General features: G+C 71.5%; 22 protein-coding genes. 5 read left to right on the top strand and 17 right to left on the bottom strand.

Features of this window, described 5'->3' with window-relative positions:
* Nucleotides 1-27: 27 nt before the first annotated feature.
* Entirely contained in the window at nt 28-435 is a 408-nt protein-coding gene (locus ACIQMU_RS14745; protein ID WP_402688965.1) for a VOC family protein, read from the top strand.
* A gap of 235 nt (nt 436-670) precedes the next feature.
* On the opposite strand, the gene ACIQMU_RS14750 is transcribed toward ACIQMU_RS14745, so the two are convergent.
* The 3 genes from ACIQMU_RS14750 to ACIQMU_RS14760 form a co-directional block, all read right to left on the bottom strand.
* The gene (locus ACIQMU_RS14750) at nt 671-1,603 is read right to left on the bottom strand and encodes a carbohydrate ABC transporter permease (protein WP_352243274.1); all 933 of its coding nucleotides are present in this window, start codon (nt 1,601-1,603) and stop codon (nt 671-673) included.
* Nucleotides 1,600-2,577 (bottom strand): carbohydrate ABC transporter permease, encoded by a 978-nt coding sequence (locus ACIQMU_RS14755; protein ID WP_402688966.1) that lies wholly within the window; start codon nt 2,575-2,577, stop codon nt 1,600-1,602. Before ACIQMU_RS14755 ends, ACIQMU_RS14750 begins: the two co-directional genes overlap by 4 nt.
* Nucleotides 2,578-2,693: 116 nt before the next feature.
* Nucleotides 2,694-4,016 (bottom strand): ABC transporter substrate-binding protein, encoded by a 1,323-nt coding sequence (locus ACIQMU_RS14760; RefSeq protein ID WP_402688967.1) that lies wholly within the window; start codon nt 4,014-4,016, stop codon nt 2,694-2,696.
* Nucleotides 4,017-4,293: 277 nt separating this feature from the next.
* On the opposite strand from ACIQMU_RS14760, the gene ACIQMU_RS14765 reads away from it, so the two are divergent.
* Both ACIQMU_RS14765 and ACIQMU_RS14770 read left to right on the top strand, forming a co-directional pair.
* Nucleotides 4,294-6,744, top strand: coding sequence for a glycoside hydrolase family 2 protein (locus ACIQMU_RS14765; protein WP_402688968.1), 2,451 nt, complete (start codon nt 4,294-4,296; stop codon nt 6,742-6,744).
* Between the two features lie 56 nt (nt 6,745-6,800).
* Complete coding sequence (locus ACIQMU_RS14770) at nt 6,801-7,802, top strand: LacI family DNA-binding transcriptional regulator (protein ID WP_352243269.1); 1,002 nt, start codon at nt 6,801-6,803, stop codon at nt 7,800-7,802.
* Between the two features lie 73 nt (nt 7,803-7,875).
* Here ACIQMU_RS14770 and ACIQMU_RS14775 read toward each other — a convergent pair whose 3' ends face one another.
* The 4 genes from ACIQMU_RS14775 to ACIQMU_RS14790 all read right to left on the bottom strand — a co-directional run bounded on the left by ACIQMU_RS14775 (nt 7,876) and on the right by ACIQMU_RS14790 (nt 13,786).
* The gene (locus ACIQMU_RS14775; RefSeq protein ID WP_402688969.1) at nt 7,876-8,856 is read right to left on the bottom strand and encodes an acetylxylan esterase; all 981 of its coding nucleotides are present in this window, start codon (nt 8,854-8,856) and stop codon (nt 7,876-7,878) included.
* A gap of 204 nt (nt 8,857-9,060) precedes the next feature.
* A complete protein-coding gene (locus ACIQMU_RS14780; RefSeq protein WP_352243267.1) occupies nt 9,061-10,431 on the bottom strand; it encodes a cellulase family glycosylhydrolase in 1,371 nt (456 codons plus the stop codon).
* A gap of 406 nt (nt 10,432-10,837) precedes the next feature.
* Nucleotides 10,838-11,809 carry an ROK family protein gene (locus ACIQMU_RS14785; RefSeq protein ID WP_402689024.1) on the bottom strand — a complete coding sequence of 324 codons (972 nt, stop codon included), beginning with the start codon at nt 11,807-11,809 and terminating at the stop codon, nt 10,838-10,840.
* 612 nt (nt 11,810-12,421) lie between these two features.
* Nucleotides 12,422-13,786 carry a peptidase C39 family protein gene (locus ACIQMU_RS14790; protein ID WP_352243266.1) on the bottom strand — a complete coding sequence of 455 codons (1,365 nt, stop codon included), beginning with the start codon at nt 13,784-13,786 and terminating at the stop codon, nt 12,422-12,424.
* A 180-nt stretch (nt 13,787-13,966) separates the two neighbouring features.
* Here ACIQMU_RS14790 and ACIQMU_RS14795 point away from each other — a divergent pair, with 180 nt between their 5' ends.
* Nucleotides 13,967-14,596 (top strand): uridine kinase, encoded by a 630-nt coding sequence (locus tag ACIQMU_RS14795; protein WP_402688970.1) that lies wholly within the window; start codon nt 13,967-13,969, stop codon nt 14,594-14,596.
* A 358-nt stretch (nt 14,597-14,954) separates the two neighbouring features.
* A complete protein-coding gene (locus tag ACIQMU_RS14800; protein ID WP_352243264.1) occupies nt 14,955-16,859 on the top strand; it encodes an AAA family ATPase in 1,905 nt (634 codons plus the stop codon).
* 38 nt (nt 16,860-16,897) lie between these two features.
* Here the strand turns inward: ACIQMU_RS14800 and ACIQMU_RS14805 are convergent, their stop codons facing one another.
* From ACIQMU_RS14805 to ribD, 10 genes are all read right to left on the bottom strand, one after another.
* Nucleotides 16,898-18,004 carry a hemolysin family protein gene (locus ACIQMU_RS14805; RefSeq protein ID WP_352243263.1) on the bottom strand — a complete coding sequence of 369 codons (1,107 nt, stop codon included), beginning with the start codon at nt 18,002-18,004 and terminating at the stop codon, nt 16,898-16,900.
* A complete protein-coding gene (locus ACIQMU_RS14810) occupies nt 18,001-19,359 on the bottom strand; it encodes a hemolysin family protein (RefSeq protein ID WP_352243262.1) in 1,359 nt (452 codons plus the stop codon). The genes ACIQMU_RS14805 and ACIQMU_RS14810 overlap by 4 nt, the downstream gene beginning before the upstream one ends.
* 193 nt (nt 19,360-19,552) lie before the next feature.
* Nucleotides 19,553-20,023, bottom strand: coding sequence for a PH domain-containing protein (locus tag ACIQMU_RS14815; RefSeq protein WP_352243261.1), 471 nt, complete (start codon nt 20,021-20,023; stop codon nt 19,553-19,555).
* A gap of 37 nt (nt 20,024-20,060) precedes the next feature.
* Entirely contained in the window at nt 20,061-20,909 is an 849-nt protein-coding gene (gene hisG, locus ACIQMU_RS14820) for an ATP phosphoribosyltransferase (RefSeq protein WP_352243260.1), read from the bottom strand.
* Nucleotides 20,910-21,000: 91 nt separating this feature from the next.
* Nucleotides 21,001-21,273, bottom strand: coding sequence for a phosphoribosyl-ATP diphosphatase (locus ACIQMU_RS14825; protein WP_352243259.1), 273 nt, complete (start codon nt 21,271-21,273; stop codon nt 21,001-21,003).
* 35 nt (nt 21,274-21,308) lie between these two features.
* A complete protein-coding gene (gene ribH, locus ACIQMU_RS14830) occupies nt 21,309-21,794 on the bottom strand; it encodes a 6,7-dimethyl-8-ribityllumazine synthase (RefSeq protein ID WP_265602786.1) in 486 nt (161 codons plus the stop codon).
* Between the two features lie 49 nt (nt 21,795-21,843).
* On the bottom strand, nt 21,844-23,139 hold the full coding sequence (locus ACIQMU_RS14835; protein WP_352243258.1) for a bifunctional 3,4-dihydroxy-2-butanone-4-phosphate synthase/GTP cyclohydrolase II: 1,296 nt from the start codon (nt 23,137-23,139) through the stop codon (nt 21,844-21,846).
* Entirely contained in the window at nt 23,136-23,780 is a 645-nt protein-coding gene (locus ACIQMU_RS14840) for a nicotinamide mononucleotide transporter family protein (RefSeq protein ID WP_352243257.1), read from the bottom strand. The genes ACIQMU_RS14835 and ACIQMU_RS14840 overlap by 4 nt, the downstream gene beginning before the upstream one ends.
* Complete coding sequence (locus tag ACIQMU_RS14845; RefSeq protein WP_402688971.1) at nt 23,777-24,385, bottom strand: riboflavin synthase; 609 nt, start codon at nt 24,383-24,385, stop codon at nt 23,777-23,779. The genes ACIQMU_RS14840 and ACIQMU_RS14845 overlap by 4 nt, the downstream gene beginning before the upstream one ends.
* Nucleotides 24,386-25,486, bottom strand: a complete 1,101-nt coding sequence (ribD, locus tag ACIQMU_RS14850) for a bifunctional diaminohydroxyphosphoribosylaminopyrimidine deaminase/5-amino-6-(5-phosphoribosylamino)uracil reductase RibD (protein WP_402688972.1) — start codon at nt 25,484-25,486, stop codon at nt 24,386-24,388. It abuts the gene before it with no gap.
* Between the last annotated feature and the right edge of the window lie 139 nt (nt 25,487-25,625).

Raw genomic sequence — 25,625 nt, forward strand, 5'->3', positions numbered from 1 at the left:
AGCGCACGACCACCAGGAGCGAACCCCATGAACCTCGTCTCGATCCGCGTCATCACGGACAACGTGGCCCGCCTCGTCGACTTCTACGAGCGCGCCACCGGAGTGCGGGCTAGCCGGCCCACCGAGGACTTCGCCGAACTGCGAACCGCCTCGGGCACCCTCGCGATCGGCAGTACCCGGACCGTTCCGCTGTTCGCGCCCGGCTCCGCCGCCCCGGCCGACAACCGCAGCGTCATCATCGAGTTCCTCGTCGACGACGTGGACAGCTTGCACCGGAGGCTGACCGGGTTCGTTGCCGACTTCGTCAAGGAGCCCACGACGATGCCCTGGGGCAACCGTGCGCTCCTGGTCCGCGACCCCGACGGCAATCTCGTCAACTTCTTCACCCCGGTCACCCCGGACGCCATCGAGAAGTTCGCCGCGTACGCCCGCTGACCTGGCGATCGGCAACCCCGTGGGCCGGCCGCCACGAGCGGCCGGCCCGGCCGGGCTCCGGGCGCGGGCTGTGCTCCTCGTCCGCACTCGGTTCGGCACGACCCGTTCACCGCCGGCCGGCGGCCTCGGCACGGGCCGGCGACGAGGCCGGTGCGCGCACCGACGGGGGGAAGCGGTCGCACCGTCACCGGCAGCCGTCCGCGGCCGTCCGGGCCCGGTCGGCCGCCTCGGCGTGCTACTTCGAGGCGCCCTGGGCGAACCCGTTGTAGATCCAGCGCTGCAGGAACAGGAAGATGACCAGAGTGGGGGCGATGACGAGGATCGCGCCCGCGGAGATGTTCTCCCAGTGCGCCCCGAACGGCCCCTTGAAGCGGAACAGAGCCGTGGAAATGGTGCCGAGTTCCTCGGAGGGCATGTAGAGAAAGGGGATGTAGAAGTCGTTGTAGACGGTGATCCCCTTGATGATGACGACGGTCGCGATCGCCGGTTTGAGCAGCGGAAAGATGATCTTCCGGTAGATGGTGAAGGCGTTCGCCCCGTCCAGTCGGGCCGCTTCGTCCAGCGAGGTGGGGATTCCCCGGATGAACTGCAGGAACACGTAGATCGAGACGATGTCCGTACCCATGTAGAGCAGAATGGGCGCCCACCGGGTGTCGAACAGGCCGAAGCTGTTGACCACTTGGAAGGTCGCGACCTGGGTCGTGACGCTGGGCACGAGCGTGGCGACCAGGAACAGCCCCACCACCGCTTTCTTGGCGCGGAAGGCGAACCGGTCGATCGCGTAGGCGGTCATCGAACCGATGATCACGGTCCCGGTGATGGAGAACAGCAGGATGAAGGCGGTGTTGCCGAAGGCGGACAGCATCTTGCCGTCGGAGAACGCGGTGACGTAGTTGTCGAAGTTGAGCCAGTCGCCCGGCGGCGACAGGGCGCCCGAGTCCGCGGCCTCACTCGACGTCTTGAGCGACGTGAGGAAGACGACGGCGAGCGGCAGCAGCACCGTCAGCGACGCGGCGATGAGCGACAGGTAGGTCAGGGCGGGACCGATCCAGCGGCGTCCGCCACCCCGCGCGGGCCGGGCCGGCGTCACGCGCGCCGCCTTGCTCACGGAGCCGCCCTCGGCGGCGGTCCCGGCGGCGGTCCCGGTCTTGTTCACAGGCTTGGTCATACGAGGTCGACCTTCTCGTCGGGCACAAGGCGGCGCTGAATCCACGTGATCACCAGGATGATCAGAAGGAGGACGACGGCGGCCGCGGAGGCCAGGCCCGTCTTGTTGAACTGAAAGGCGAGCTTCACCGTCTGGATGACGAAGGTCGAGGTGCCGGTCGCGCCGCCGGTCATGATGTACGGGATCTCGAACACGGCGAGGGAGCCGGAGATCGCCAGGATGACGCTGAGGCTCAGTACCGGCTTGATGCTCGGGGCGATGATGTGCCGGAACTGCTGCCACCGGGTGGCGCCGTCGAGTTCGGCGGCCTCGTAGAGCTCGCCCGGGACGGACTGGATCGCCCCGAGGAACAGGACGAAGTTCAGCCCCGTGAAGCGCCAGACGGAAACGCCGGCCAGCGACGTGTTCGCCGATGCGGGGTCGCCCAGCCAGGCGTGGTCGGTGTCCGCGCCGAACCAGGAAAGGACGGAGTCGAGCGTGCCGCCGTCCTGGAAGAAGTAGAGGAAGACGAAGCCGATCGCGACGCCGTTCACGAGATACGGGAAGAAGAGGATTCCCTTGAAGAGGTTGCGGAAGCGCAGGTTGAAGCTGAGCACCGTCGCGAAATAGAGGGCGAGGACGATCTGGACGACGGAGGCGGCGAGGTAGTAGCCGCTGACGAGGAACACCCGGAGGAATTCGGGGCGGGTGAAGATCTGCGTGTAGTTGTCGATCCCGGTGAAGTTCCGGTCCGGACTGATGCCGTCCCAGTCGGTGAAGCTGTAATAGACCATGTTGGCCACGGGGACGTAGGTGAACGTGATCAGCAGCGCCAGCGGAACCGCCAGGAACAGCCACGGCGTGCAACGCCGGAGCGGGCTGCTGCGCCAAGAACGCTCCGCGGGGCCTCGGGGCCCATGGCGCCGCGCGGGCTCCCGGCCCGTCCCGGCTGTCACGCGGGACGCCGGGTGCGCGGTGTCGGTTGTCTCGGTCATGTCGGCCTTTCGTGTCCGGGGCTGACGGCAGGGCCCGCCTGGGCCGTGCGCCCGACCGGTGTCCCGCGCCGCTGTCGGCGCCGGCGTCCCCCGGCCGGGGCCCTTCCCGCCGCCCGTCAGGAACCGGCGGTCCTCGCCGCCTCGTCCCACCGCTTGTCCAGGTCGGCGAAGAAGTCCTTCAGGCTGCCCTCGCGGGCCCCGCGCGCCGTGTCGATCAGTTGCCGCCGGTAGTCCTGCTTGGCCAGGCCGATCTCGGCCGCGTTGTCGATGTCGTTGACCTTGCCGGTCTCGGCCTCGGAGCGCTCCACCAGCCTGACATCGTTGTCAACATAGCTCTTGAGAGTGCTGGGCATCGCGGCCGCCTTCACCGCGGAGACCGCGCCCTCCCGCTGCGCGTAGCCGGACTTCTCGGTGAACCAGTCGATCCAGGCCCGCGCGGCACCCTTGTCCTCGGAGTGCACGTTCACCGCCTGCTGGTAGTCCGATGCGAGAGTGGCACAGAACGTGCCGCCCCGCTGCGCGGGGAAGGGCATGAAGCCGATGTCGTCCGGATCGGCCCCGGCCTTCTTCGCCGCGTCCCGCATCTGCGTGACCGCCCAGGAGCCGAGCAGCATGCCGCCTATCTCGCCCTTGGCGAGCAGGTTCTTGGAGGACTCCCAGTTCGTGGTGGTCGGGTCCTTCTCGGCCAGCCCGCCGTCCACGATGTCGTACAACAGTTTGTCGATGACGTGGAGTTCGCTGCCCGGCCGCCACGGGGAGACCGGTCCGGCGAGCTTGTCGAAGGCGTTCGCATCACAGGTGACCGAGCCGACGCTGTTGGTCCAGGGGCTGCTCAGCGGCCAGCCGTCCTTGAAGTTGGTGTAGTAGGGGACCGCGTCGGTCCTGTCCTTGATCTTCTTCAGTGCGGCGGTGAACGCGTCGGGGGTGGTCGGCCACTCCTTAATCCCCGCCTTCTTCCAGACGGACTTGTTGTAGACGAAGCCGTTGGCCGTGCCGAACTGGGCGATGCCGTAGACCTTGCCGTTCACCTCCGTCTTGTCGGTGAAGCGGTACTTCGGGCCGAGCTCGGAGGCGGTGCCGAGGGGGGCGAAGAACTTCGGGTAGTCGTTCTTGGCGACCACCGCGGGGATCATCAGCACATCCCCGTAGTCCTCGGTGTTCATGCGGATCTTGATCTCGCCCTCGTAGTCGGTGAGGGCCTGGAACTTGATCTCCACACCGGGGTGGGTCTTGTTGAACTCCGCCGCGTACTCGTCCATCGTCCCGTCCTGGACGAGGTCGGTGCGGTGCGTCAGGACCTTGATGTCACCCGAGACGTCCCCCGGGTCCGCGGGGGCTGTCGCGGTCTCGGTGGAGGGTGCTCCCGCGCCACTGCACCCGGCCACGGTCGCCATCGTGACGGCGAGAAACGTGCCCATGAGCGTTTTCGTCTTCCCCATGCCCAGCTCCTTCGAGGTTGCGGCTCAGGTCTTCGGGTGGGATGTCCGGCACTATGTCAGTCGGCAGTGAACCGGTAAAGCTCTGATTTCCAGCACGATGCCCAATCGTTACTAAACACTGCCGTCCTGCTGGTAGCAGCGGAAAAATCCTGGACAAATCGCCACTCTCAGGAGACTGAATCGAGCTTTACCGGTTCATGGACAGCGCGGCAGTCCCGCGTTAGGTTGTCGGCGTCGTACACCCACCTGGCTTGAGCCAGGCGATAGGAGCCGCACCATGAAGGACGTCACTCAGCTGACCGCCGGCTGGAGCCTGCGCCATGAGGAGGCGCTGCTTCCGGCCCGGGTTCCCGGCTGCGTCCACACCGACCTGCTGGCTGCCCAGCTCATCCCCGACCCGTTCATCGGCCGCGACGAGACGGAGGTCGCGTGGGTCGGCCGGCGCGCCTGGTCGTACGTCACCGACCTCTCCCCCGACGCCGTCAGCCCGCACGCCAGTGGCCACGAACGCGCGGACCTGGTCTTCGACGGGCTGGACACCGCCGCCGAGGTCTCTCTCGCGGGCGACGTCATCGGCCGTACGCGCAACATGCACCGCGGCTACCGGTTCGACGTGACAGGGCGCGCCGGGACGCTGGAGGTCCGCTTCGCCTCCGCCTACGACGAGGCCGCCGCGGTCCGGGCGAGGACCGGTGAGCGGCCCAACGTGTACCCGGAGCCCTTCCAGTACATCCGCAAGATGGCCGCCGGCTTCGGCTGGGACTGGGGTCCGACCGTGGTGACCGCGGGCATATGGCGTCCGGTCCGCCTGGAGCACTGGTCCACCGCGCGGATCGCTCAGGTGCGCCCCCTGGTCACGGTCGGTGCGGACGGGACGGGCCACGTGGAGATCCACCTGCGGGTGGAGCGCACCGAACGCGGCACCGGCAAGCGGCTCCTGGCCCGCGCCGAGGTGGCGGGCGCGCGGGCCGAGGCGGCTTTCGACGGCCAGGACGCCGTACTGCGCCTGGAGGTCACCGAACCCGAGCTGTGGTGGCCCCGGGGCTACGGCGAGCAGCCCCGCTACGACCTCCACCTGGCGCTGCTCGATGAGGACGGGAGCGCGGGCGAAGGTGAGGGCCGGGCCGGCGCCCTGGACACGTGGCACCGCCGGATCGGCTTCCGTTCGGTCGAGCTGGACCGCTCGCCGGACGAACACGGCACCGGCTGCACGTTCGTCGTGAACGGCGTACGGATCTTCGCGCGGGGCGTGAACTGGATCCCGGACGACGTCCTGCCGAGCCGTGTCACCCCCGAGCGGTACCGCGTCCGCCTGACCCAGGCCGCCGAGGCCAACATCGACCTCGTCCGCGTCTGGGGCGGCGGCATCTACGAGGACGACGCCTTCTACGACGTCTGTGACGAACTGGGGCTGATGGTCTGGCAGGACTTCCTCTTCGCCTGCGCGGCCTACCCCGAGGAACAGCCGCTGCGCGGGGAGGTCGAGGCCGAGGCTCGTGACAACGTTGTCCGCCTGATGCCGCACCCGAGTCTGGTCCTGTGGAACGGCAACAACGAGAACCTCTGGGGCTTCAGGGACTGGGAGTGGGAGGAGCCGCTCGCGGGTGACTCGTGGGGCGAGGGCTACTACCTCGGGCTGCTGCCGCGGATCGTCGCCGAGCTCGACCCCACCCGTCCGTACACCGCCGGCAGCCCCTGGTCGGGTTCCTGGGACCACCACCCCAACGACCCCGCCCACGGCACCCACCACTCCTGGGAGGTGTGGAACCGGCTGGACTACGCCGCATACCGCACCGGCGTTCCCCGCTTCGTCGCCGAGTTCGGCTGGCAGGCTCCTCCGGCGATGGCGACCCTGCGCCGGGCGCTGCCCGGCGAGGACCTCGCGCCGGACTCGCCCGGCATGCTGCACCACCAGAAGGCCGACGACGGCAACGGCAAGCTCAACCGGGGCGTCGCCCGCCATTTCCCGCTGCCCGAGGGCGACTTCGACCGCTGGCACTACCTCACCCAGGTAGTACAGGCGCGCGCGGTCGCGTCCGGCATCGAGCACTGGCGGGCGAACTGGCCGGTCTGCGCGGGGACCGTCGTCTGGCAGCTCAACGACTGCTGGCCGGTCAGCTCGTGGGCCGCGATCGACGGCGACGGACGGCTGAAGCCGCTCTACCACGAGCTGCGCCGGGTGTACGCGGACCGGCTGCTGACCCTCCAGCCGGGTGCCGGGCGGCCCACCCTCGCCGTCGTCAACCAGTCCGCCGACCCGTGGCGCACGGCCGTCACGCTCCGGCTCATGGAGGCGGACGGCGCCGTGGTGCGCGAGTCTGTGGTCGATGCCGTGGCCGGACCGCGGTCGGTGCTGCGGCTGGAGGTCGACGGTGGGCTGGCGCCGGCCGCGCACTCCCCGAAGGAGTTCCTGGTGGCCGACGCGGACGGTCTGCGCGCGGTGTACTTCCCGGTAGCCGACAAGGAGTTCGACTACCCGCGGCCACGGTTCGACGTCCGCGTCGAGCCGGCGCCCGGGCCGGGCGATAGAGTCGATGTCGTGGTGACGGCACAGACTCTGGTGAGGGATCTTCTCCTGCAGGCCGACCGGCTGGGCCCGGACGCGCGCGCGGACCGCGGTCTGCTGACGCTGCTTCCCGGCGAGCGGGCCCGGATCCGGGTCAGCGACTGCGCCCGGGCGGACGTCGACTCCGTACGGGCCGCGCTGTTCAGTGTGGAAGCGATGTGAAGCCGTCACCGGGCCGAAACTCCGGGCCTGCTTCCGGCCGCGTCACGATCAACGAGGTGGCGGTCCGGGCGGGGGTGTCCAAGGGCGCGGTCTCGATGGCGTTCAACAACCGCCCCGGAGTGTCCGCCGCCACCAGGGAGCGCATCTTCGCGGCCGCCACCGAGCTGGGCTGGGCACCGCACCAGTCCGCCCGCAGCCTCTCCAGCCAACGCGTCGACATCGTGGGGCTGGCGATCTGCCGGCCGGCCAGGCTGCTCGGCCTGGAGCCCTTCTACATGGAATTCATCTCCGGCATCGAGAGCGTGCTGGCCGAGCGGTCGTGCTCACTGCTGCTGCGTCTGGTGCGTGACCTCGACGAGGAGATCGCCCTGTACCAGAACTGGTGGCGCGGCAAGATGATCGGCGGCGCGATCCTGGTGGACTTCCACCGGGAGGACCCCAGGGTTCCGGCGCTGGGCGCCATCGGGTTGCCGGCCGTCGCGGTGGGGCATCCCTCGCTGACGGGTTCGTTCCCGTCGGTGTGGACCGACGACGCGACGGCCGCCGCCGAGGCGGTCCGCTACCTGGCCGCGCTCGGCCATCGCCGCATCGCGCGGGTGGGCGGCCCGGCGGGCCTGGGCCACAGCGGCATCCGGGCCGCCGCGTTCGAGTCGACCCTGCGTGAGCTGGGGCTGGAGGGGCACCGTCAGGTGTCGACCGGTTTCGCCGGTGAGGAGGGCGCCCGGGCGACCCGGGGGCTGCTGCTGTCGGCCGACCGGCCGACGGCGATCGTGTACGACAACGACATCATGGCCGTGGCGGGTGCGGCGGTGGCGACCGAGATGGGGATCGGCGTGCCGGACGATCTGTCCCTGCTGGCCTGGGACGACTCGCAGTTGTGCCGTCTGACGCACCCGACGCTTTCGGCGATGAGCCACGACGTGCACCACTTCGGCGAAGAGGTCGCCCGCACCCTGTTCGCCGTGATCGCCGGCTCGCACAGCGGGCCGCTCCAGGTGCCGACACCGTCACTGACGCCGCGCGGTTCCACCGGCCCGCCGCCCCCCGGGCGGGCGTGATCGCACCGGCTCGGGGCCGTACCTCCTCCGCGGGGGTACGGCCCTTCGCCTCTCGTCCTGGCGAGGCCGGTCGCTACCGGGCCGCCGGGGCCAGGCCACGCTCGCGCAGCCAGCGCAGGTGGGACGGGACGGTGGCGCCCTGGCCGCCCGCGTGGTCGGCGAAGGGCCAGACCGTTATGTCCTTGTCGGCCGCGTAGCGGTGGTAGGCCGCGTACACGGTGGGCGGCGGACAGACCGGGTCCATCAAGCCCACACTGAACAGCGCCGGGGCCTGCGCACGCCGCGCGAAGTGCGCTCCGTCGAAATAGCCGAGCGTGGCGAAGGCCCGTTCGGGAGCGTCCCGGGTGTGGTGGCGCAGGTAGTCGACGAGTTCGGTGTACGGGCCGTCGGTGGCGGTCTCGGCCCCGCGCCGGAAGTGGCAGAGGAACGGTACGTCGGGCAGGGCCGCCGCGATGTCCGGGCCCGCCAGGCCCGCCACCGCGAGTGCGAGGCCGCCGCCCTGGCTGGCGCCCTGGACGGTGATGCGGTCGGCATCGACGTGCGGCAGGCGGCGTGCGGCGTCCACGGCGCGCGCGCAGTCGACGATGAGGCGGCGGTAGTAGTGCTCGCGCGGGTCGTGGATGCCCCGGGTCAGGAACCCGCTGACCCACTGCGGGCGGGTGCTCTCGTCGTGGTCCGGTGTTTCGTGTCCCTGGCCGCGGCTGTCGACGACGAGGTGGGCGTATCCGGCCGACGCGTAGCAGAGGTGGTCGGTGGGCAGGCCCCGGCCGTCGCTGTAGCCGAGGTAGGTGATCACCGCGGGCAGGGGTCCGTCCGCCTCGGACGGGACGATGAGCCAGGCGGCCACAGGCTGGCCGCGCCAGCCGGGGAACCGCAGGTCGTGCACGTCGACGGTGGACAGCAGGGTGTCGCGGACGGGTCTGAGGCGCGGGTCGCCCCCCGCCTCGCGGGACAGCGTGAGGCTCTCGTCCCAGAAGGCGTCGAAGTCGTCGGGCTCCGGTATCTCCTCGCGGAGCGAGTCGGCTCGGCCGGGGGGCTGGTCGGTGTACGGCATGGGGGCGGATCTTCCTTCGTGGTTCCGTGCGGTGCCACGCGCGTGGCAGCCCGCGGCGTACGTGGTGCTGCGGCCTCCCTCCGGCCCGTACTCGGGGCGCAGGGAGGCCGCCGGTCGGCGCCTGGTTGTCCGCGTGGGATGCGTGCGGTGCGTGCGGTGCGTGGGATGGGTGCGGTGCGTGCGGTGGGAGTCAGCGCGGTGGGGTCAGTTCCGGGTGCAGGCGGTGCCGTTGAGGGCGAACTCGGCCGGAACGCCGTTCGGGCCGGTCGAGGCGCCGTTGAGTCCGAAGCTCACCGCGCCTCCGGCCGGGATGGTCTCGGTCCACGGCTCGTCGGTGGCCCGCAGTCGCCGACCGTCCTGGACGACCTTCGCGTTCCAGGAGTGGTGGAGCGTCTGACTGCCCGGGAAGGCGAAGTCGAGCTGCCAGCCCTTGATCTCCTCGGTCCCGGTGTTGCGGACGGTGACGTCGGCGTTGAACCGGTCGCCCCAGTCGCTGAGCCGGTAGGTGACCGCGCAGGAGCCGGCGGGATCGCCGGTGCCGTCGCCGAAGACGCTTGCTTCGCGAGCGGTCCGTTGGATGCCGTCGGGTCCGTTGAAGAGGCGTTCGCCCCAGGAGGTCAGCCGGCCCGCGTCGAAGTCGGTGGCCATGTCGAGGTACTCGACGCCGCCGCCGTTGCCGCTCCAGGACCACCCCAGGTAGCCGAGGCCGAGCTCCTCGGTGGTGGCGAGAATGGCGTCCTCGTCGGGGTTTCCGTCCGAGTGGTCATGTCCGAACTCACCCACGGCGATAGGAAGGCCACGGTTCACGAACCGGTTCAGATAGTCCCGGACGGTGGACGCCTCCGCGAAGACGCCGTACATGTGGATCGAGAAGATCGTGTTCTTGTCGGGATCGGCGGCGAATACGTCCGGGGCGTTGTCGCGCATGATGTGGGTCCAGTCCTGGCCCCAGTTCGGCGCGTCCGCCATGAAGGTGTGCGTGAATCCGGCGGCACGCATACGGCCGATCGCCTGCGACGTGTCATCCGTCCAGGCGGCGTGGCCGGAGTTTCCGTGCGGCTCGTTTCCGATGTTCAGGATGAGGTATTCCTCCTCCCCCTTGACCGCGTCCTGGATGTCGATCCAGTAGTCGACCGCGGCGGACAGCGGCGCCGCGCCCGCCTGTTCGCCGTAGCCGGTGGTGTCGTGGGCTTCGAGGACGCAGATCAGCCGGTTCTTCTTGCACTCGGCGACGACGCCCTTCACGTCCGCCGTGTCGTTCTTGGTCCAGCGGTCGCCGGTGCTGAGGACAACCCGCACCGCGTTGGCGCCCAGGGCCTTGATGTCGGAAAGCGCCTGGTCGGTCCTGTCCGGGTACCAGGTGTGGGCGTGGTTCACGCCCCTGAGGACGAAGTCCTCGCCGTTGGCGTCCAGCAGTCGGCCGTCGCTGACGCGGAAACCCGCCGCCCGGTCCGTCGCCCGGCTGACCGCGCGGTCCGTCCTGTGGTCCTCCGCCTGCGCGGTGGCCGGTACGGCGAGTGTCGCCGCGGCCACGACCGGCAGCAATCCGGCCGTTATGGCCAGCTTTCTCTTCATTCCCTGCTCCTCACTCGGGGCATGCACGCGGAAAGAGCTTGCCGTTGGCGTACGGCGATTTCGTCGAAGGTGATGATGGTGCTGCCGCGTCGCGCGGTCGCCATTTCCGTTGTCGCGTCATTGTGTGAATGACCTGGCCGCGGGAAGGGGTCAATTCCTCGGCCATCGCGACGCACGGTGCATCTTGAGCCATATGACGAGTCATCACCGGGCAGCCGAGAATGAGGTTAAGAGGTCGGTCATCGCCAGACAACACTTGGAGCCGAACCGATTAAGTTAAGTTGTCGTTTTAGCTTCACCGGTGCTGCCGGAAGGTCCCGACAGGCGTCCGCGCCCCTGGAGGATGACCGTCTTCGCGGCACGTGCGGTGCGGGGCGGCCGGGCCCGTGGGCCCTCCCCGCATCCCTCAGATCCGGGGCGCGGGGACGCGCGGCAGGGCGCACCCGGCCGATGAGAGCCCCGCCCCCGCGGCGGCCGCGCCGATCAGTCCGGAATCCAGGGCGAGGCCGGCCGGGACGATCGGAACGTCCCGGGCGAAGTCGAGTACCGCGTACTCGTCCATACGGCGGCGCAACGGCCCGAAGAGGGTCTCCCCGGCCTGCGAGACCCCGCCGCCGATCACCACCAGGTCGAGTTCGACGAGCGCGATGGTCGCGGCGACGGCGGCGGCCAGCGCCTTCCCGGCCCGGTCGTACGCGGCCAGGGCGCGCTCGTCCCCGCAGCGTGCCGCCCGGTCGACCGCGGCCGCGGTCGGCGCCTCGCCGTCCAGGGGGGTCCAGCCCGAGGCGAGCGCGTGGGCGGCGATCGCGGTGCCGCTGGCGAAGCCCTCCACACAGCCGCGCGCGCCGCACGGACAGAGCGGGCCGTTCTGGTCCACACAGACGTGGCCGATATGCCCCGCGTTCCCGGACCTCCCGGCGTGCAGCCGGCCGTCCAGGATCAGTCCGCCGCCCACGCCGGTGGACACGACCATGCAGAGCGCGTTGTCGACCCCCCTGGCGGCGCCCGTCCAGTGTTCGGCCGCGGTCATCGCGACCGCGTCGCCCACCAGCACCGGGGCCACTCCGGCGGGCATCCGGGGGTGCGCGCGCACCTGTTCCACCAGCGGATAGCCGCGCCAGCCGGGGATGTTGACCGGGCTGACGGTTCCGGCGACGGTGTCGACCGGGCCCGCGCTCCCGATCCCCACGCAGGTGAGCGCGAACCAGGCCGGATGCCGCGACAGGTCGTCGAGGACGGCGGTCACGGCCGCCATCAGCCCGTCAGCGGACGCGCCGGACGGTGTGGCCCGTTGGGCGCGGGTCACCAGGCGGCCGTCCGCGTCGACGAGTGCTCCAGCGATTTTCGTTCCTCCGATGTCGAGCGCGCCGTACACCATCGCCTTCAGCCCTTCCGCCGTTCCGCCCCCACGGATCCGTGGTTTCGCAGTCACTCTGCACAGCACTGACAACGTTGTCCAGTAAACTGGTTCAGTTCAGCCGGGGTTTAGCAGATTCGTGGGAGAGTCAGCTGAACTGCCCTGTACAAGCGCGGTAAAGCGTTCTACTAACTGGTGCATGGACGGCTTCCCCGTACCGCCACACGGTTGCGTCGCGGGCCGCGGCGTCGCGGGCCGCGGCGTCGCGCGCCGAGACGCAGCGCACCTGATCTGGACCGATCCGCTGCTGAACGGCCACTGTCCCGAGCACGAGGCGTCTTCGGTGCGGATCTCCTGCCTCCAGGGCCGTCTGGAGGCCGTCGCCCCGGGCGATCGCGCGGGGCGTGGACGTACGGGGTTACTACGCCCGGCCCCGCTGCCGGACGGCTTCGCGTGGGCCCGCGGACACGCCCGGCGCTGCGGAATCGTCCACGTCGACCACGCGGCGCACGCCCGGGGCGGGCTACCGCTGGTACCAGGACCTGATCGGCTCCCGGAGCCACACCTGACCAGCGCCCGGCACCGCCCGCTCCTGGGTCGCCGCCGTCGGGACGACCGATGGGCCGCCCATGCTCACGACAGGCCGAGCGACCGCAGCACGCGGCGCTGGCTCGGCGTCGGCCGGACCGGCCAGTAGACGTAGCAGACCCCGCCCGTACCGCCCCTGACCCGGCCGTTCGCGTCGTAGCGCTTGGTCCGGAGCCAGATGTTCTCCCATTCGCGCCGCCGGTAGACCCGGCGTACCGCGTCGTTGTCGGGTGACGCGGGGTCGTTGGCGATGACGTCGCCCCCGGGAGTGAAGCCGATGACCGTCATCAGGTGGCCGGCCGTCCCGTATCCGGCGCCGGTCAGTTCCTCCTCCAGGAAGGACTGGGAGGTGATGACGGGGATGCCGGCGCCGATCAGCCGTTCCACGTCGGTGAGCGAGCCGAGCCGGGTGACGACCGCGTTCATGTCGCGGTACGTGGCGGCGTAGGCGGCGTTGAACGGCCAGTTGCCGCAGCCCTCGTACTGGTAGTCGTAGGTGTTGCGGGCGGCGTGGCAGACCTGGGGATCGGGCAGGCCCGGCTTGACCCAGGCGAGGTCCTCGGCGGTGGGGCGGCGGCCCCAGTACTCGACGATCATCTGCGAGGAGGTGGGGCTGCACCACGCCTCGCCGCCGTTGTCGTACTCGGGGTACCGCCCGATGTGGATGTTCTGCGAGTAGCGGGGGACGGGCAGTTCGCGGGCGAGCAGCGGTGTGCTCGCGGGCACGGTGAAGCGGTCGGGCACGTCGGATGCCATCGCGCCGACCCGCCAGACGGTCGGGGTGAGGCGGCTGCCCGGGGTGCGGTACAGCGTGAGCCGCAGCCGGTAGGAGACCAGGCGCACGCCGCTCGCCGGGTCGTCCACCGAGAAGGTGTCGGTCCACACGGAGCTGTGCGGATCGCCCTGGCCGTCGACGGACGTACGGCGGACGTCGCCGTCGCCCGCCGCCCAGCGGCCCATCACGAACCAGGGGGTCGCGGTGCCGTCCGCGTACGTGCCGCTCAGCTCGACCTGGATCCAGGTGCCGGCCGGGGTACGGGCGTTCCAGGAGGCGATCACCTCGGTGGCGGGGACGGCGGAGCGGTGGACGGGGGAGGTCCAGGTGGCGTACTCCCAGGCGGCCGTCCTGCCGGTGTGGGGGTCGGTGTAGTCGCTGCGGCCGGCCGGGGCGGCGATCACCACGCCGGGCCGGGGCCCCGGTGCCACCCGGGTCCCGTCGCCCGTGCCGCAGCGCCAGTCGGTGTACGTGTGCCAGAAGCGGTTGTCCACGAGGACCCCCGGGGCGGAGGGGCCCGCGGGCCGGGACGGGGCGGCGGACACGGCGGAGGCCGCGGTGCCGGCACTCGCCGCGCTCGCCGCCGCGGCGAGTGCGGCGGTCAGAACGGTTCTGCGCGAAGTGGGACTCGTCATGGTCGTGACCCCCGGTCGGATGCGAAAGCGGTATGCGGTGCGGTGCGCCAACTATCCCGGGTCACGGGAGGATCGGGCCAGCGGTTCGGCAGCCGCCACCGGACCAATATGGGTCTGGACCACTGGCGTGACCTGCGACGGCCCCCGGGGGCTTCCCGTGCCGGAACGTACCCTGATGCCATGGACGACCTGGCCCGCCACGCCGATGACCTCTTCGCCCTGCCCCCTTCCTGCGGGCCGGTCCGGCTCGTCGCGGTCGACGGGTACGCCGGTTCGGGCAAGAGCACCTTCGCGGCCCGCCTCGCGGCGGCGCTGGGCGGTGCGCCGGTCCTCCATCTGGACGATCTCGCCACGCACGAGGAGCTGTTCGGCTGGACGGGGCGGCTGCTGGAGCAGGTGATCCTGCCGCTCTCGCGCGGCGAGCACGGCCGCTATGCGCCGTACGACTGGACGGAGCGCCGCTTCGGCCCGGAGCGGGCCCTGGAGCCGGCGCCGGTGGTGCTGGTGGAAGGGGTGGGCTCGGGGCGCCGGGAGGTACGTCCGTGGCTGGCGGCGCTGTGCTGGATGGAGTTGGACCGGGCGACGTCCTGGGAGCGGGGCCGACGCCGGGACGGACCCGGGCTCACCGGGTTCTGGGACGGATGGACACGCGCCGAGGAACGGCATTTCGCCGGAGATCCCTCACGGCCGTACGCCGACGCACTGGTACGCCAGTCACCGGCGGGCTACGCGTGGCTGCCGGGGCCCCGTTCGACAGCGGGACCGAACCGCGTCGTCACGCACGGTAGCCGGAACGACCCGCCATACTGAGCAGTCGGAATTCACCTCAGAAGTGCCTCAACTCTGCTTGACCGGGGGGCCTTACTGGTCTTACGTTCTCATTGTGCGGCTTTTCGGAGCCCCCGCAGACGCGAAGCCCCCGGTTGTTCCCCCGTGATCGGGGGCTTCGCTCTGTGCTCCCACCACCGCTCCGGCGACCACGCAGAGCGATTCACTCACCCTCGGTCACCACCCCGGCATCGGCCAACGAGCGGCCCCCCTCCCCCGGACGCGGGTACGATGCACCTCGGTGTGGTCAATTCCCTTCCTCCGCGCCGTGATTCAGCACGCTCCGGTGGGCATGCTGTGCGGGCGGGACATCCTGGGGGCACGGTTTGTGGGGGACCTGATGGACATCGGCACACAGGGCGCTGGAGCCCCTGCCGACCTCGCCTGGCTGCGTGGCATGGACGCCTACACGATGGGCGCCTACCCCCAGGCGGAGGAGGAGTTCAGAGCCGCGGTGCGGTTCGATCCCGGCATGGCGGACGGCTGGCTCGGCCTCCACGCGCTGCGCATCGACACCACCACGGCCCTGTTGCGCATGCACCGGCACCGCGACCGCTTCGGTGAACAGCGCGCCCGCCACCGGCGCACGCTCAACTCCTGGTACTGGCTGGGCTGGTGGGTGCAGCCGGTGCTGGAGAGCCGGCGCGATCTGCTGCTGGCGCACGCCTCGCACTGGCTGGACGGACGCCATGTGCCGGAGCTGGACCGGGCGTTGGCCGGGCTGCCACCGGTGGACGCGGATCCCCAGGTGCGGTTCCTGCACGCCTGCCGCGCGTATCTGGTCAAGGACTGGGAGCAGTTGGTGCGCTGCACCGAGCAGCTCGTCGACGATCCGGTGCTGGGCATCGAGGCAGGGCTGTTCGGCGGGATGGCGCGCGTGAGGCTGGAGATGTTCGGGCAGGCGGAGCCGTTGCTCTCGGCCGCGCTGATGCGCTGTCGCAGCGAGCAGCCGCAGCGCAAGGAGCTGCGGTACTGGCTGGCGCGGGCCCACGAGGGCACCGGGCGCAGCGCGGCCGCCCTGCCGTTGTACCGGGCGGTGCACCGGGTCGACCCGGCCTTCATGGACACCTCCGCCCGGCTCGCCGCGCTCGTGGAGGGCGACGGGTACGACGAGTCGGCGGACCTGGCCGCCGTGGCCCTGACCGGTTTCGGTCCGGGGGGCCCGGGGACGGAGGCGCAGCCGGAGGGCGACGCGCTGCTCGGCACCGATCTGGTGGACGGCCGTGACTCCTGGCCGCTGGGCGACCCCGGCCCGCTCGGCGACGCGGCCCCCGTCCCGCCCGCTCCGGTGGAGGGCGTACGCCGGTCGACGGCACGCAAGCCGCCGCCCTTCCCGGCCGGGCCCAGCGACCCCGCCCTGCTGGCGGAGGCGCTGGCGCAGCTGGAGCGCATGGTGGGCCTGGAGCCGGTGAAACGGCAGGTCAAGGCGCTTTCCGCGCAGTTGAACATGGCGCGGCTGCGGGCCGAGCGGGGCCTCCCCGTCCAGCCGCCGAAGCGCCACTTCGTCTTCTCCGGCCCCTCCGGCACCGGCAAGACCACCGTGGCGCGCATCCTGGGCCGGGTGTTCTACGCCCTCGGGCTGCTCGGCGGCGATCACCTGATCGAGGCCCAACGGTCGGACCTGGTCGGGGAGTTCCTGGGCCAGACCGCGGTGAAGGCCAATGAGCTGATCGACTCCGCGCTCGGCGGCGTGCTGTTCGTCGACGAGGCGTACAGCCTGGCCAACTCCGGTTACAGCAAGGGCGACGCGTACGGCGACGAGGCGCTCCAGGTGCTCCTCAAGCGGGCCGAGGACAACCGGGACCACCTCGTCGTCATCCTCGCGGGCTATCCGGAGGGCATGGACCGGCTGCTCGCCACCAATCCGGGGCTGTCCTCCCGTTTCACCAGCCGGGTCGACTTCCCCAGCTACCGGCCGCTCGAACTCACCGCGATCGGGGGCGTCCTGGCCGCCGAGAACGACGACGTGTGGGACGAGGAGGCGGTGGACGAGCTGCGCTCCATCAGCGGCCATGTGGTGGACCAGGGCTGGATCGACGAGCTGGGCAACGGCCGTTTCCTGCGGACGCTGTACGAGAAGAGCTGCGCCTACCGTGATCTGCGGCTCTCCGGCTGTCCGGGCGAGCTGAGCCGGGAGGACCTGTCGACGCTGCGGCTCCCGGACCTGATGCAGGCGTACGGAGAGGTGCTGTCGGGGCGCGGGCCGGTGGGCCGGGGCAGGCAGGAGCCGCCCGGCGCGGCATGAGGCCGCGCCGGGCCGCCGGCTCCCGGCGCGGCCTCACGTCAGCGCACGAGGGCCTGCGGCACCGGGAGACCCGGCGTCCTCGGCACGTCCACGGTGTGGCGGGGCACCGAAACCGTTCGGTGAGCCGGGTCGCGCACCTCCCCCACCAGCGTCTCCAGTACGTCCTCCATGGCGACCAGGCCGAGAATCCGGCCCGATGCGTCCGCGACCTGCGCCAGGTGCGTCGCGGCGCGGCGCATCACGGTCAGGGCGTCGTCGAGCGGGAGTTCGGCCCGCACGGTCGCCATCGGGCGCCAGATCCGCCGCGGGACGGCACGGTCCGGGTCCTCCAGGTCCAGGACGTCCTTGACGTGCAGGTAGCCCATGAAGGGGCCGCCGCCGTCCGCGCAGACCGGGAAGCGGGAGAAGCCGGTGCGCACCGTCAGCTCCTCGATGCGGCGCGGGGTCACCGACGGATCGACGGTGACCAGCGAGGCCCGCTCCAGCAGGACGCCGGCGACGGGCCTGCTGCCCAGTCCCAGGGCGTCCTCCAGGCGCGTCGCCTCCTCCGGTCCGAGGAGGCCGGCCTGTCCGGAGTCCTCCACGAGCCGGTTGAGCTGCTCGCTGGTGAAGACGGCCTCCACCTCGTCCTTCGGCTCGACGCCGAACAGCCGCAGCACCAGACCGGCACAGGCGCCCAGCGCCGCGGTGACCGGTCGGCAGAGCCGGGCGAAGGCGACCAGGCCGGGGCTCAGCCAGAGCGCGGTCCGTTCGGGTGCCGCCATCGCGAGGTTCTTCGGGACCATCTCGCCGATGACCAGGTGCAGCACGACCACGGACAGGAGCGCGAGGGCGAAGCCGAGGGGGTGGACGAGCCCGTCGGGGAGGTGTGCCGCGTGGAAGACCGGCTCCAGGAGACGGGCGACGGTCGGCTCGGCGACGGCTCCGAGGGTGAGGGAGCAGACGGTGATGCCGAACTGGGCGGCGGCCATCATCTGCGGCAGGTTCTCCAAACCGTGCAGGACGGTGCGGGCCCGGCCGGAGCCCCGCGCGGCCAGCGGTTCGATCTGGCTGCGACGTACGGAGACGAGGGCGAACTCGGCGCCGACGAAGAAGCCGTTCGCCAGGACGAGGAGAGCGGCGAGGAGGAGTTGGAGCAGGCTCATCGCGCGGCCTCCAGCAGGCCCCGTGCGGACGGGTCCGGCAGCGGGTCGGGCGCCCGGGTGAAACGGACCCGTTCGGCGCGGTAGTGGCCGACCTCGCGGACGGAGATCCGCCAGCCGGGCAGTTCGGCCCGGTCGCCGGGGGCCGGGATGCGGCCCAGCAGGCCGGCGACGAGGCCGGCGACGGTCTCGTAGGGCCCCTCGGGAACGTCCAGGCCGCTCCGGAGCAGGGTGTGGACCCGGCAGCTGCCCTCGGCGTCCCACACCGGGCGGCCGTCCTCGCCGATGGCGGCGGTCAGCTCGGGGCGGCCTGCGCCCTCGGCGTCGTGCTCGTCGCGGACCTCGCCGACGAGTTCCTCGATGATGTCCTCCAGGGTGACGACGCCGGCGGTGCCGCCGTACTCGTCGACGACCACGGCTATCGGCTGTTCGTGGCGCAGCCGCCGCAGCAGCGGTTCCACGGGCAGGGTCTCCGGCACCAGGAGCGGGGGGACGGCGATCCGCCCCGCCGGGGTGCGCAGGCGCTCGGGGGCGGGGACGGCGAGGGCGTCCTTGAGGTGGACCATGCCGATGACCTCGTCGATGCGGTCCCGGTAGACCGGGAAGCGGGAGAGGCCGGTGGCGCGGGTGAGGTTGAGGACGTCCTCGGCCGTCGCGGAGGAGTGCAGCGCGCTGACCTTCACCCGGGGGGTCATGACGTGCTGGGCGGTGAGGCCGGCCAGCGAGAGGGTCCGGACGAAGAGGTCGGCGGTGTCCTGTTCCAGGGCTCCGGCCTCGGCGGAGTGCCGGGCCAGGGAGACCAGCTCGCCCGGGGTGCGGGCGGAGGCCAGTTCGTCGGTGGGCTCGACGCCCAGGAGCCGCACCAGCCGGTTGGCCAGGGCGTTGAGGCAGGTGATCACGGGCCGCAGGAGGGCGGCGAAGCGGGATTGCGGTCCGGCGACGAAGCGGGCCACCTGGAGCGGCCGGGAGACCGCCCAGTTCTTGGGCACGAGTTCGCCGACGACCATCTGCACGGCCGAGGCCAGCAGCATCCCGACGACGACGCCGACGCCCGGGACGGCCCCCGCGGGCAGTCCGGTGGCGGTGAGAGGCCCGGCGAGCAGCTGCGCGAGGGCCGGTTCGGCGAGCATGCCGACCACCAGGGAGGTGATGGTGATGCCGAGCTGGGTGCCGGAGAGCTGGAAGGAGAGTTCGCGCAGGGCTTCGACGACGGTACGGGCCCGTCGGTCGCCCCCGGCGGCGGCGCGCTCCGCGTCGGGCCTCTCCACGGTGACGAGCCCGAATTCGGCTGCCACGAAGAATCCGTTGGCGAGGATGAGGAGGAAGGCCGCGCCGAGGAGCAGCAGGGGGGTGGTCATGAGGCCGCCGCCTCCGGAAAAGGGGCGGCGCAGGTACTACCGGACGATCCGTCCATTGCTGGAGGGAGTCACTCCTTGGGTCGCAGGAAGAACCCCGCGGGCCCGGGGTGGGGCCGTTGTACGGGCGGGGCGGGGCGCGCGGGGCGCCGCCGCCCACCAGAGTAGACAACAAGGCCCCGCGCCGTGCGGGGGCTCAGCCGCCGCTCGGGGTGTCGTCGCCTCCGGCGCCGCGCGACTCGGCGAGGGAACGCAGGGCGCGGGCGTCGCGGATGGCCTGCTGCTTGGCGAGGCCGGGCTGGATGCCGAGGGCGGGCAGGCTAGTGCCGTCGCTGAGGTCGAGGAAGACCCAGGGGTCGCCGGAGCGCAGATTGACGCGGAGGATCTCCTCCCACGCCAGCCTGCGGGTCCGGGTGAGGTTGACGACGGTGACCCCGGTGTCGTCGGCGGCGACCTTGGGCCTGCTGAGCAGGGCCAGGACGCCGAAGAAGAGCGCCGCGACGAAGACGAAGGTGACCCGGTCGCCCGGGGTGAGCCGCTCCAGCATCAGCGCGATGACCGTGATGACGAGGAACATCGCCAGGCCCGTGCTCAGCAGGACCACCCGGGTGAGGGTGGGCCGGAAGGTTACCGGCAGGGCGGGGAGTTCGGGCCTGGGCGCGGACATCGGGTCTTCTCTCGGGGAGTGCGGGCGGCCTGGGCCGTCAGAGGCGGCAGGCGTGGATGGCCGTGGTGAGGATGGCGCGGGCGCCGAGCTCGTACAGGTCGTCCATGATCCGCTGCGCCTCCTTGGCGGCGACCATGGAGCGGACGGCGACCCAGCCCTCGTGGTGCAGCGGGGAGATGGTCGGCGACTCCAGGCCGGGAGTGAGGGCGACGGCGCGCTCCAGGTGCTCGACGCGGCAGTCGTAGTCCATCATCACGTAGGACCGGGCGACCAGGACGCCCTGGAGACGGCGGAGGAACTGCTGCACCTTGGGGTCGTCGGCGGGGGCGCCGTTGCGGCGGATGACGACGGCCTCGGAGGTCATGATCGGCTCGCCGATCACTTCGAGTCCGGCGTTGCGCAGGCTGGTGCCGGTCTCCACCACGTCGGCGATGACCTGGGCGACGCCCAGCTCGATGGCGGTCTCCACGGCGCCGTCGAGGTGGACGACGGACGCCTTGACGCCCGCCTCGGCGAGGTGGGCGGCGACGATGCCCTCGTAGGAGGTGGCGATCGTCATGCCGTCGAAGTCCTGCGGGCCCGCCGCGGTGCCGGGCTTGGTGGCGTAGCGGAAGGTGGAGCGGGCGAAGCCGAGCTGGAGGATCTCCTCGGCGTCGGCCTCGGAGTCCAGCAGCAGGTCGCGGCCGGTGATGCCGATGTCGAGCTTGCCGGAGCTGACGTAGATCGCGATGTCCCGGGGGCGGAGGTAGAAGAACTCGACCTCGTTCGAGGGGTCGACCAGGACCAGTTCCTTGGACTCCTTGCGCTGCTGGTAGCCGGCCTCATGGAGCATCGCCATCGCAGGCCCGGAGAGTGAACCCTTGTTGGGGACGGCGATGCGCAGCATGAGGTCGGCTTCCTTCGTGCGGAGGGAGTGTGCGGGCTGTTTCGCGGCGGGTGTGCCGGGGCCGGTCGCGGAGACCGGTGCGGGGGCCTGCTCAGAGATGGGCGTAGACGTCGTCGAGCGAGATGCCGCGGGCGACCATCATCACCTGGACGTGGTACAGCAGCTGGGAGATCTCCTCGGCGGCGGCTTCCTTGCCCTCGTACTCGGCGGCCATCCAGACCTCGGCGGCCTCTTCGACGACCTTCTTGCCGATGGCATGCACGCCCTTGCCCACCAGTTCGGCGGTGCGCGAGGTGGAGGGGTCGCCTTCGGCGGCCTTGAGCTGGAGCTCGGCGAAGAGCTCTTCGAAGGTTTTGTCAGCCATGATGGTCCTCAGAATACGGGGTCGCGCAAGGGCGCTCAGCGCCAGGGTTCATTGACGGTCCGCAGGGTGGCCGCGGTGGCCACGGCGGCGGTGACCGCTTCGTGCCCCTTGTCCTCGTTGGACCCTTCGAGGCCGGCGCGGTCGAGCGCCTGCTCCTCGGTGTCGCAGGTCAGTACGCCGAAGCCGACGGGAACACCGGTGTCGACGGTGACCTGGGTGAGGCCGAGGGTGACGCCCTGGGAGACGTACTCGAAGTGGGGGGTGCCGCCGCGGATGACCACGCCGAGGGCGACGATCGCGTCGTAGCCGCGTCCGGCGAGGACCTTGGCGACGACGGGCAGCTCGAAGCTTCCCGGGACGCGCAGCAGGGTCGGCTCGTCGATGCCCAGCTCGTGCAGGGCGCGCAGGGCGCCGTCGACGAGTCCGTCCATGACCTTCTCGTGCCACTGGGCCGCGATCACGGCCACGCGCAGGTCGCCGCAGTTGCGTACGGACAGTTCGGGTGCACCCTTGCCGCTCATGTCTCTCCTGTTGTTCGTGTCGCTCGTCGCGTCGGTGTGTTGGTGGTGGCTACTGGTTGGCGCAGGTCGAGGCGGCGCCGTCGAGCCAGGGCAGGTCGTGGCCCATGCGGTCGCGCTTGGTGCGCAGGTAGCGCAGGTTGTGTTCGCCCGCCTGGACGGGCATGGGCTCCCGGCCGGTGACGGCGATGCCGTGGCGGACGACGGCCGCGGTCTTCTCGGGGTTGTTGGTCATCAGCCGCAGGCTGCGCACGCCGAGGTCCGTGAGGATCTGGGCGCCGGCCGCGTAGTCGCGGGCGTCGGCGGGCAGGCCGAGCTCCAGGTTGGCGTCGAGGGTGTCGACGCCGCGCTCCTGGAGTTCGTACGCGCGCAGCTTGGAGAGCAGGCCGATGCCGCGTCCCTCGTGGCCGCGGAGGTAGACGACGACGCCCCGGCCCGCTTCGGTGACGCGCCGCATGGAGGCGTGCAGCTGGGGGCCGCAGTCGCAGCGCTGGGACTGGAAGATGTCGCCGGTCAGGCACTCGGAGTGGATGCGGACGAGGACGTCCTCGCCGTCCGCGATGTCGCCGTGGACCAGGGCGACGTGCTCGACGCCGTCGACGCTGGAGCGGTAGCCGTACGCGGTGAAGTCGCCGAACGTGGTGGGCAGCCGGGTCTCCGCCTCGCGGTGGACGGTGGGCTCGCTGCTGCGGCGGTAGGCGATCAGGTCCTCGATGGAGATGATCGTCAGGCCGTGCTTGCGGGCGAAGGGGACCAGCTCCGGCAGCCGCAGCATGACGCCGTCCTCGCCCGCGATCTCGACGATGGCCCCGGCGGGGCGGAGCCCGGCGAGCCGGGCGAGGTCGACGGCGGCCTCGGTATGGCCGTCGCGGACGAGAACGCCGCCGGAGCGGGCGCGCAGCGGGAAGACGTGGCCGGGGCGGACGAAGTCGCCGGGGCCGGCGACGCCGCCCGCGAGCATCCGCAGGGTGGCGGCGCGGTCGGCGGCGGAGATGCCGGTGGTGACGCCGTGCGCGGCGGAGGCGTCGACGGAGACGGTGAACGCGGTCCGCATCGACTCGGTGTTGTGCTCGACCATCTGAGGGAGCTCCAGGCGGTCCAGCTCGTCGCTCTCCATGGGCGCGCAGATCAGACCGCGGCACTCGCTCATCATGAAGGCGACGATCTCGGGGGTGGCCTTCTCGGCGGCGATGACGAGGTCGCCCTCGTTCTCGCGGTCCTCGTCGTCCACGACGACGACGGGCCGGCCGGCGGCGATGTCGCGGACGGCCTGCTCGACCGGGTCCAGGGAGAGGTCCTGGGCGAGCGGGTCGTGGCCGGGGTGCAACCAGGTGGGCTGGGCAGTCATGCCGTGGCTCCTTCCAGAGCGGGTGTCCGCGTACGCAGCCACCAGTCGCGCATCCCCCACAGGACGAGGGCGCCGTAAATGACGTAGACGAAGCCGGAGAAGGCGAATCCGTTGGCGAAGTTCAGCGGGACGCCGACGAGGTCGACCAGCAGCCAGGCGAACCAGAACTCGACCATGCCGCGCGCCTGGGCGTACATCGCGACGACGGTGCCGACGAAGATGTACGCGTCCGGCCACGGGTCCCAGGACAGCGACGGGAAGGCCGTGAACAGGCCGCCGACGGCGAGGGTCCCCAGAGCGGCGGCGCCGATCAGCACGCCGCGCTCGCGCCAGGTGGCGAAGCGGACGGCTATGGAACCGTCCTGGGCCTGCCGCCTGCCGCGGTTCCAGGACCACCAGCCCCACAGGGCGACGACGATCACGACCAGTTGCTTGCCCGCGCTGCCGGAGAGGTGCGCGGAGGCGAAGGCGACGAGCAGGATCACGCCGGACAGGAGCTGGGCGGGCCAGGTCCAGATCGAGCGCCGCCAGCCGAGGGCCAGGGCGATCAGGCCGACGAGGTTGCCGATCATGTCCGACCACTTGATGTGCTGGCCGAACACGGTGAAGGCTTCGGAGTTGAGCCAGTTCGCGAGGTTCATCGCCGGTCCTGTCCGGCCCGGTCGCCGAGCAGCCGCTCGACGTACTTGGCGAGGACGTCCACCTCCAGGTTGACCGGGTCGCCGGGCTGTTTGCGGCCGAGCGTGGTCAGGGCGAGGGTGGTGGGGATGAGGCTGATGGTGAAGTGATCGGTCCCGGCGTCGACGACGGTGAGGCTCACGCCGTCGACGGTGATGGAGCCCTTCTCCACCACGTAACGGGTCAGCTCGGGCGGCAGGGAGACCTTGACGATCTCCCAGTGCTCGGAGGGGGTGCGCTCCACGATGGTGCCGGTGCCGTCCACGTGGCCCTGGACGATGTGCCCGCCGAGCCGGCCGCCGAGCGCCATCGGGCGCTCCAGGTTGACCCCGGAGCCGGTGGTGAGCGCGCCGAGGCTGGAGCGCTTCAGCGTCTCGGCCATCACGTCGGCGGTGAACTCGCCGTCGCCGGTGTCCACGACGGTGAGGCAGACGCCGTTCACCGCGATGGAGTCGCCGTGCCGGGCCCCCTCGGTGACGACGGGGCCGCGCAGCCGGAAGCGGGAGGCGTCCTCCAGCTGCTCCACGGCGGTGACCTCACCCAGTTCTTCGACGATTCCGGTGAACACTCAGTTTCCCTTCCGAGCAGGAGCGGGGACGGCGGTGACGCGCAGGTCGGGGCCGATCGGCACGGTCTCGGTCACATCGAGGCGCAACGCCCCGGAGATGGTGGAGATTCCGGCGTCGGCGAGGGCGGCGGGGCCCGCGCCGAGCAGCACCGGGGCGAGATAGCCGACGACCTTGTCGACCGTCCCGGCGGCGACGAACGCGCCGGCGAGGGTAGGTCCGCCTTCGAGGAGTACGGAGCGGACGCCGCGGGTGTGCAGGGCCGCGAGGAGGGCGTGGAGGTCCAGGCCGGGTCCGGCGGCGGCGCGGGGCAGGCGCAGCACCGCGGCTCCGGGGAGGTGGCCGACCGGGGCGTCCTCGGCGACGGCGACCAGGGTGGGCGCCGTGTCGTCCAGGACCCGGGCGCCGGGCTTCACGGCGGTGGCGTTCGTGTCGACGACGACCCGCAGCGGCTGGGTGGCGCCGTCGATGCCGCGTACGCCCAGCTGGGGGTCGTCGGTGCGGGCGGTGCCGGAGCCGACGATCACCGCGTCGGCCTCGGCGCGCAGCCGGTGGACGTCGGCGCGGGCCTCGGGCGAGGTGATCCAGCGGCTGGTCGCGTCGGCGGCGGCGATCCGGCCGTCGAGGGTGGCGGCGTACTTCCACAGGACGTACGGCCGCCCGAGGCGCACCGAGGTCAGCCAGGCGGCGTTGCCCGCCTCCGCCTCGTCGGCGAGGAGGCCCTGCTCGACCCGGACCCCGGCGCGGCGCAGGGTGTCGCCGCCGCCGGCGGCACCCGGGTCCGGGTCGCCGACCGCGTACACGACGCGGCTGATCCCGGCGGTCAGGAGCGCCTGGGCGCAGGGGCCGGTGCGGCCGGTGTGGTCGCAGGGTTCGAGGGTGACGTAGGCGGTGCCGCCGCGGGCCCGGCCGCCGGCCGCGCGCAGGGCGTGGACCTCGGCGTGCGGCTCTCCGGCGCGCTGGTGGAAGCCTTCGCCGACCGGGGCTCCGGCGGCGTCGGTGATCACACAGCCGACGACCGGGTTGGGGCTGGTGGAGCCGAGACCGCGCGCCGCGAGCGTGATCGCTCGGCGCATGGCGGTGATGTCGGCTGCGGTGTCCACCGGGTCCTCCTGCCTCTTCGGGCACGGACTCCGGGGCCTGTCGATGACGACAGATAGAGCGGCTCATCAGGGAAAACGCCGGAATCCCGAGGACGGGAACGCCAGGAACGCACGGTGTCCCGGGAGATTCCCGGCCATG

The organism is Streptomyces sp. NPDC091649 (genome assembly GCF_044756785.1).
Taxonomy (GTDB): domain Bacteria; phylum Actinomycetota; class Actinomycetes; order Streptomycetales; family Streptomycetaceae; genus Streptomyces.

Bases quoted from the DNA above. Each gene is read 5' to 3' on its own strand.
- ACIQMU_RS14765 (WP_402688968.1), top strand. From the start codon at position 4,294: ATGAAGGACGTCACTCAGCTGACCGCCGGCTGGAGCCTGCGCCATGAG.
- ACIQMU_RS14805 (WP_352243263.1), bottom strand. From the start codon at position 18,004: ATGAGCCTGCTCCAACTCCTCCTCGCCGCTCTCCTCGTCCTGGCGAAC.
- ribH (WP_265602786.1), bottom strand. From the start codon at position 21,794: ATGAGCGGCAAGGGTGCACCCGAACTGTCCGTACGCAACTGCGGCGAC.
- ACIQMU_RS14795 (WP_402688970.1), top strand. From the start codon at position 13,967: ATGGACGACCTGGCCCGCCACGCCGATGACCTCTTCGCCCTGCCCCCT.
- ACIQMU_RS14750 (WP_352243274.1), bottom strand. From the start codon at position 1,603: ATGACCAAGCCTGTGAACAAGACCGGGACCGCCGCCGGGACCGCCGCC.
- ACIQMU_RS14790 (WP_352243266.1), bottom strand. From the start codon at position 13,786: ATGACGAGTCCCACTTCGCGCAGAACCGTTCTGACCGCCGCACTCGCC.
- ACIQMU_RS14760 (WP_402688967.1), bottom strand. From the start codon at position 4,016: ATGGGGAAGACGAAAACGCTCATGGGCACGTTTCTCGCCGTCACGATG.
- ACIQMU_RS14755 (WP_402688966.1), bottom strand. From the start codon at position 2,577: ATGACCGAGACAACCGACACCGCGCACCCGGCGTCCCGCGTGACAGCC.
- ACIQMU_RS14835 (WP_352243258.1), bottom strand. From the start codon at position 23,139: ATGACTGCCCAGCCCACCTGGTTGCACCCCGGCCACGACCCGCTCGCC.
- ACIQMU_RS14800 (WP_352243264.1), top strand. From the start codon at position 14,955: ATGGACATCGGCACACAGGGCGCTGGAGCCCCTGCCGACCTCGCCTGG.
- ACIQMU_RS14815 (WP_352243261.1), bottom strand. From the start codon at position 20,023: ATGTCCGCGCCCAGGCCCGAACTCCCCGCCCTGCCGGTAACCTTCCGG.
- ACIQMU_RS14785 (WP_402689024.1), bottom strand. From the start codon at position 11,809: ATGGTGTACGGCGCGCTCGACATCGGAGGAACGAAAATCGCTGGAGCA.
- ACIQMU_RS14825 (WP_352243259.1), bottom strand. From the start codon at position 21,273: ATGGCTGACAAAACCTTCGAAGAGCTCTTCGCCGAGCTCCAGCTCAAG.
- hisG (WP_352243260.1), bottom strand. From the start codon at position 20,909: ATGCTGCGCATCGCCGTCCCCAACAAGGGTTCACTCTCCGGGCCTGCG.
- ACIQMU_RS14775 (WP_402688969.1), bottom strand. From the start codon at position 8,856: ATGCCGTACACCGACCAGCCCCCCGGCCGAGCCGACTCGCTCCGCGAG.
- ACIQMU_RS14745 (WP_402688965.1), top strand. From the start codon at position 28: ATGAACCTCGTCTCGATCCGCGTCATCACGGACAACGTGGCCCGCCTC.
- ACIQMU_RS14810 (WP_352243262.1), bottom strand. From the start codon at position 19,359: ATGACCACCCCCCTGCTGCTCCTCGGCGCGGCCTTCCTCCTCATCCTC.
- ACIQMU_RS14780 (WP_352243267.1), bottom strand. From the start codon at position 10,431: ATGAAGAGAAAGCTGGCCATAACGGCCGGATTGCTGCCGGTCGTGGCC.
- ACIQMU_RS14840 (WP_352243257.1), bottom strand. From the start codon at position 23,780: ATGAACCTCGCGAACTGGCTCAACTCCGAAGCCTTCACCGTGTTCGGC.